The following is a 7111-nucleotide window of genomic DNA, read 5'->3' as shown; positions in this document are numbered from 1 at the left end:
ATTTTCTTGAGCTGTTTGATTACCCGGCCGATTTCCTGATCAACTATGTCAATCATCGCGGCATGAATCGCCATCTTGGTTGCCTGGAACTCTTTTTGTTTGCCCGATAGTTGATCCCAGGGGATGGGGCGGTCGATCTCACCGGGTCCGAGTTTTTTGATCGCTTCCGGGAAAGCATAGGGCGGCCCCACATCGGTTTCTAGCTTGGAAAGGGTGGTGTTGATCAAACCGATCTTCTTCTGCCTTGCGAATCTTCGCTCTCTGATTTTATCCCAACCGGCAAGGTAGCGGTTCTTATATTTTTGAATTACATCTTGCGGGGCATGAAGCGGGAAGTGGGGAGCGATGAAAGCTAAATAATGAAAGAATGGTTTATCTCTATGATCCTTGGCATGTGCTTTAAGGCATTTGATCCCATGACTGGCGGTGGCGGTGGTGGAATAGTAGTTTTTAGGTGCCTCCTTTGGCTTAAAGGGAATGTCATTTACTAAATTCCCTTTCGAAGAAAAGAAATTTCCCTGGTTATTTACCCGCCAGGATTCAGTAAAGCCATTTTCCAAAACCTTACCGTCAATATGCCACTTGCCACTATGATAGTTCTGATAACCATCCTTCTTTAAATACTCGGTTACCAAAGGTGCCCATCCGGGTCGCACGCTTCTTCCACCACCGCCCTTAACTCCGGGGAGGGAATCGCGACGGACTTGCTGAGCATAGTAGCCGGTAAGAATGGATGCACGAGTGGGCCAGCAACGGCCCGTGTTGTAGAATTGGGTGAAACGCAATCCGTTGGACGCAAGATGGTCCAGGTTGGGTGTGTCAATCTCTCCCCCGTAGCAGCCCAAGTCGGAATATCCCATGTCATCCACTAAGATTAGTAAAAAGTTTGGTTTGTCTTGTGCTTTTGCTGCAACATGAAAAAGGACGAGGCTTATTAATAGGGAGTAAATTTTTTTCATCTTTTCTGAAGAGTGGGTAGGATATTTTGGTAACTGGAATAAATTATTGTGGAAGACAGGCAAAAGTTACGCCTCCCTGGTGTCGTTTACCGGTCATGATCTTTTTGGCCAAGTTGATCACCTGGTCTTGATGGTGAACCACAAGAAGGTCTTCGATTATAATATTTTTGTCGGAGCTGGCTAACAGCTTGATCTCATCCATTAGCAAAGGAATTTTATAAACCAATCGAATCTGTTGTCCTCCTTTAAGCTGTTCGAGCCTGATTGATTTGTCGCTGAGTTTTACCCCTCTGTGCGTAAAGTCTATCAGTAAATTATCTGTTTTTCCGTTCACCTTAAAACTCACTTCGATTACCGAACCAGGCCGGGTATGGGGTATGGTGGCCAATTCCTGCGTTTGAGGATTCAGATTTGTCGTCTTCTGTTCATTCAATACCTCAATGTTTACATGGGCGTGAAAGGGAACCGCATAGACCGTCCCTTCAAAGGATCCATCCTTCCTTAGGCTTTTTAGGAGGCCGGTGTGGCTGGGTCCTATTCCCAGACTGGCAATATCAAAGGATTTTCTTTGTCCCCGCCAAGGTCGTATTTCACTGATTCCACCAGCCAGTCCCTTGCGAGGGGTATCATGTATGGAAATCATTTCTCGAAGAGCGGACTCCTGGGCCTTATTAAATCCCTTATCCAGATCGGATGGCCACCACATCACATGCAAAGTAGATACTCCGTGATTACGAAGGTAGAGTAATTGGTCCAGCGACTTTTGATGGCTTGCATTAAGCGAGGCGTATTCTCCAACCAGCATATTATCAAAGCCTGAACTGTATGCACCCTGGCCAATGTTATGTTCACGGTCGTAGTAGGTTCCGTACCTCGAAAAGCCAAATCCTGCTCCGGTGGTGAGAAGCCAATCAATCGGTGAAATTCTTTTTTTTCCTTCTGAAATTCCCACGATTGATTTGAATACATAGCTGTCCGGGATTTGATGGCTCTTGATCATTTCAGGAGGGAATCCCGCAAGTAAGCATTCCCGGTAACTCGTTCCCACTCTTCTGGAAACAAGGACCCGGTTATATTCGACCCACTCTTGAAAGAAGAGATTTTCAAAATCATATTGATCCCACTCCCCGCGGAATAGATTGCGTGGGGCATCAAAAAAATCGATAGTGAAGCTCGTACCCATAATCTGATTGATCGATTCAATGTTTCCATAAAGAGAGGATAGATAATGATAGAATCCTTCGAGACTCCCCGTGTTGTAATCGCCTATGGAATCGCTTCCGGAAACGATTTCATTTTCATGGTTGGGTTCGACTGCGATAGTCATTTCCGGGTTTTTCCGATAGGCGGGAGCCAATTTTCGATAGAAGGCTCGCTGGGCGTAGGTGTAGAGTTTGTTGAGTGCCTCGTTCTCGAAGTGCTGGCTCCCGTAATCAAACATAGTCTTACCAAAATAGCCTCCGCCCGTAGGGTCATTCTTGCGGTCCAAAAGCAGATATGTGGGGAGACCTGTTTTAGAATCTATCTTTGAGGATATTGATTTCATTGCTCCAACTCTCCACCGATGACTGAACCCAGCTGACCAGACAGTTGGTTTTCCTTGGTTATAGTCTATGACTGATTTTTTCCACGATGACTTGAAGATTTTTTGCCAATCGATATTCGAAGTCCATTCAGCGTAGGATCGGGATTCAATCTCCCCCGATTTCACCAGAGGAGACCAATACTGTGCGCTACCCAGATAATTATACTTGGCATTTCTGACATGGGTTCCGTCTGGGAATTTTCCCCAAGTGGAAGGGTCCCCATTATGTTCTTCCTGCGGGTCGAACCAAAATTTGTTTTCCATTCCTCCTGCATCCAAGGGAGCCAGCTTTTTTCCCTTTTTAATCCGCATCAGAGTGGATGTGGCTTTCTCTGACTTGCCCCCATTAAATTCGCGATCCGGATAAACCGAATCATAAAGAGACCAAGTTTGAATTTCATTTCTTAGGCTAGCAACTTCCTGAGTCGGTAAGAGTGTGTGGATTTTATTTTCGTCAAACTCCTGGGCAATCAACCGGTCTTTTCCCTTCGTAATGAGAGAATATCTTCCCTTCTCACCGTTTATAGTTTTTCGGCTGAGAAGTTTGCCCGAAGAAGAGTAAACGAGAACAATTGGTTTTGCCCGCTGAGCATTCTGTGAAATTACCGCGATTTCATCACCTGGAGACCCCGGGGCAAAATTTCCAACTGCGAGGTCGAAGGGTGGGTGGATTTCCTTAGCGACCTGGATTTTACCAATAGTTCCGCCTGCTTGATTAAAGAGGTGGATGTTATGTGTAAGTTTGGAAAGAAGGGGCCAGGTGGCAATAAAGGTATGATCTTTCTCATCTTTACCAGTCTCTACACCAACACCGCCAAGGATTGTGGGTGGATAGGCAAGAAACTGGGTCTCGCAGACCTGATATTCAGAAAGGATACGGATTACCGTGTGGTTCCGGGGGTCGGGGCCTTCTCCTGCAACGATTTGTGGCCCCAGGGGGACGGGAGGGCGAGTGCTTCCTTCTTTAGATAGTCTCTTGGTTCCGGCATCCAGATCAAGATGCCGGTAAACAGAGAGGGTGACGCTTGAGGATTTATCATCAACATGCCTCACTGTTTCCGCAGCTGAAAACTGGGGATTTAGTTTGTTCAGTCCAATCCCGAAATCTTTGATCTGATTAAGTTTATTACCAACGGCAGCATATAATCTTAAATCACGCGTCGTTTCAATCAGTCGCAGATTTCTTACTTGAAAAGTTTTGTTTTTTTGCTCACCGAAGTCCATACGGAGATCATCAATTTCCTGCCCGATGAGCTTTCCTTTTTCACTCAATTCAAAAACATGCCATTGCCAATCCTCAGATGGTTTTAATTCGGTTCTGATCGCTTTGGTTTGATTGCCAGTACTGCAGTAAAAAACGAACTCACCAAAGTCTCCGGTAACCTGATATTCAAATGCGATGATGTAAGATAAATTCGGTTGGTAGGAATCCTTAAAGGACCGAAGCCAAACATAGGGATCGGTTCCCGTGGTCTCTATCTGATAATTTCCATTATCCGTTTCAGCAAGCTTGAGGTCATGAATCCTACTCGAGAACGAAAGGGGAGCGTACGGATAATTTTCAATCTTAATTCCAATGGTTTGATTCTCGTCTGAGAATACTTGGAGTGTGGTTGCTGTTTGAAAGCAAATCCACGCTACTGCAATAGCGAAAATTTTCATAAGCTAGCAAATGTCTTTTGGGTCCATTATCTTACTTAATTGTGAGATAAGGTTTCTTGAATTTTGCTTTTTAATTTTTGCTCGCCCCTTGAGAATTTAATCTTGGTAAGACTTCGGCGTTGATTCTTTTGGTTACATTTTTGGTGACTACTTTACGAAATCCTTCGTTGCTTATTGAGTTAGCCCATTGAATGGCTGCCTCGGGGTCCTTACGAACCAAGCCATGAGCAAATCCATTAAGGGCAAAATCTCTTTGCCATCCGTCTTCCATCGCGTTCAATTCGGTGGCGGTGATATTGGGGTCATGTCCATTTACTCCACCTGCGAGTCTTGCGTAGGCGGAAGAGAGTGCAGACCTTTTAGCCTTGGTGGATTCTAAAGAATTAGCAAATTCGACTGCCTCCAAAGGGTTCTTGTCAAAGACACCGCTTTCAATCACCCGTTGGGCCGTGCCGGCTTGTAATTCCGGTTCCTTATATCCGGCCACCCACTGTTTCAAAGTATCCTTATCCCTTCCCTTGGTGACTCGTTCGGTGAATTCACGCATTAAAGATTCCGCCTTCTTTTTATCTTTTTCAAGAAAGTGATCGATCAAGTCATTGGCACTGTCTAACTGGGCATTCCCAATCCTGCCATCGGAGTTTCTAAGCACTTCATCAATCATCCCGCTTGAGAATTGATCCATGAGGGGGATTTCACGGGAGTTTGTTTTTTGCAGGTAATGTTGAACCTCAGGTGATTTGAGATTGAGATCAGCATAATAATCAAACATTTCCTGAGGCGTTTTCTTTGCCCATCCTTTAAGGATTTTGGCGAAGGCTGGATCGCCTGCCCTGAGTAATTCCTCTGCCACCGCTTGGCCTCCAACTTCTCCAACCCTCGTCCAGAATCGATCCTGAAAATTTTTATTTTTGGGGAGCAACCTTTGCTCATAGGCAAGGGCGAGGGCATCCCGTGCTTCTTTCCAGTTATCAATGGTCAGGGAATCAAGAAATTCCTTTGGGGATTTCTCTCCCTGTAAAAAAATATCGAGTTCTTTTTTCCATTGAGGTTCAGATAATGAATCAACAACAGGGGTATAATTAATTTCTGAGGTGAGTTCTTCCCTTGGATCCGCGGAATTCAATGCCTCAGGCTGAGATCGGGTAATTGAAGGGTCGGTTCGATTATCTTCAGTTGATAGCTTTGGGGATTTCGAACTGACTTTTGTTTCCTTGGATAGATCGGCGATTAGTTGCTCAGTTTGCTCAACGAATTCATTTTGGGAGTCAGTGAAAGTTTTCCCGTCATCCGAACTGGAAAAGAAGTAAATCAGAGGAATGCCAAGTACCATGACTCCTCCCAACGCCAACTTTATCCAATTTATCTTCACAGAGAAAAAGTAAGATTTCATATCCTAAGGGTCAAACATCTGATGACATCAAATTGAATTTATTTTTACAACTTCAGTAAAGCTTAGACCCAAAGCTTTTATCATTTTTAATTGAAATCATGAAAGCTATTTTCTGATCATAGAACATAGGAAGTTATTTTAGATGTCGATTAATTCATCGATTAGGTTAAAGGTTTAGTAATGAATTCTTTCTTACTCTTTTTTGTTGGCCTAGTTTCCATTTCTCAATTGGGAGCAGAAGAGCTTAGCCGGTTCAAGCTGATGACTTTTAATATTCTTCAGGGCGGTGGGAATGCCAAGAATGTTGGCTTTGGAAATGAGTTATTTGGCGGTTCAAGGATTGATGAAATTGCATCTGCAATCAAACTAGCCAGAGCTGACATTGTCGGGATTCAGGAAGATTGTTCGAGTAAGTCGAATATGCTTCTTAATGAACTTGGCGATGGATGGAATCGTGCGGGAAAGGTTTACTCAAAATTTCCTGCACAGCTAATACATTCAAATAAAGATCGTTCCTTGGAAGTCGTTGATGTGGAACTGGCAGGTTCACGAGTTGTTCGAATTGTAAACTGTCACTGGTGGCCCAATAATTACGGACCCTTTCTAGCTCAGGAAAAACTTAGAGCCGACCCTCAGGTCGATCTGAATAGCTTGGCCAAGATTGTTCAAGAAAAAGGAGTAAGAAGGGGTGGAACCCGCGGATATAGCACAACCATTGAACCGTTGGAGGAAGCAATAGAGGAAAAAAGAACAGTCTTTCTAGTGGGTGATTTTAATGAACCGTCTCATCTCGACTGGACCGACCACTATGCGAAGAATGGTTCTGATCGGTGGGTTGATAATCCAACGGTTATTCCATTGCGATTACCGGTACAATGGCCCGGCTCTGTTTTATTGGAAAATATCGGAATGGTTGATTCCTTCCGGCTGGTTCATACCGATGAGGTCAAAAAGCCGGGCAATACATGGACCCCGCCATATCCGAAGCAAACTCTGGGCAGGAGACCCTACCGCGATCAGGTATTGGATCGAATTGACCGGGTTTACCACCACGGCAACAATGTTAAGGTTGTATCCGCCCAGGTGGTCGGGGAGAAGGGAGACACATCAGATATCATAATTCAGGGAAGGTGGCCGTCTGACCACCGTGCAGTGGTCATCGAATATAAGTGGAAGAACTAGAATCTGATTCGAAACTGCTTTCCTATGGAGAATCTGTCCTACAGATCCTTTTCGGTTGCCGGAAATCTTTTGCGGGCAGAACTGTCAATCGGTTTGCCTGAACGACGACTCCACCATTCAGGGGCCCGCTCAGGGTCGTAAGAGGGATTGGGCACGGGAATGCGAGCGAGAACTTCATTTCGCCAACCCGTGAGCTTTTTCTTAAGGTCCGCGACCTTTCCTTTCCTCTCATCGGCTAAATTGTTGGATTCACTCAGATCCTGAGAGATGTGATATAATTCGATATCTCCGGTTCCGTCCAGATATTCGATTAATTTCCAGTCGCGTTCG

Annotated in this window: 4 protein-coding genes and 1 pseudogene; 1 reads left to right on the top strand and 4 read right to left on the bottom strand. The window is 44.9% G+C overall.

Translation table 11 applies throughout. The features are described 5' to 3' along the window. From ACKPQ5_RS07225 to ACKPQ5_RS07215, 3 genes are all read right to left on the bottom strand, one after another. Positions 1–959: sulfatase-like hydrolase/transferase (locus tag ACKPQ5_RS07225; protein WP_407678429.1), on the bottom strand; the 959-nt coding region annotated here is incomplete at its 3' end. 43 nt (positions 960–1002) lie between these two features. After that, positions 1003–4206, bottom strand: coding sequence for a hypothetical protein (locus ACKPQ5_RS07220; protein WP_407678428.1), 3204 nt, complete (start codon positions 4204–4206; stop codon positions 1003–1005). 70 nt (positions 4207–4276) lie between these two features. Continuing rightward, entirely contained in the window at positions 4277–5599 is a 1323-nt protein-coding gene (locus tag ACKPQ5_RS07215; protein WP_407678427.1) for a hypothetical protein, read from the bottom strand. Between the two features lie 180 nt (positions 5600–5779). On the opposite strand from ACKPQ5_RS07215, the gene ACKPQ5_RS07210 reads away from it, so the two are divergent. Next, positions 5780–6781, top strand: coding sequence for an endonuclease/exonuclease/phosphatase family protein (locus tag ACKPQ5_RS07210; protein ID WP_407678426.1), 1002 nt, complete (start codon positions 5780–5782; stop codon positions 6779–6781). A gap of 38 nt (positions 6782–6819) precedes the next feature. On the opposite strand, the pseudogene ACKPQ5_RS07205 reads toward ACKPQ5_RS07210, so the two are convergent. Continuing rightward, a pseudogene (locus tag ACKPQ5_RS07205) lies at positions 6820–7111 on the bottom strand (sulfatase); the annotation flags it as partial.

It is taken from the genome of Candidatus Seribacter sulfatis, assembly GCF_964187635.1.
GTDB lineage: Bacteria > Verrucomicrobiota > Verrucomicrobiia > Opitutales > Seribacteraceae > Seribacter > Seribacter sulfatis.
This window is presented reverse-complemented; position numbering and strand designations above follow the sequence as displayed.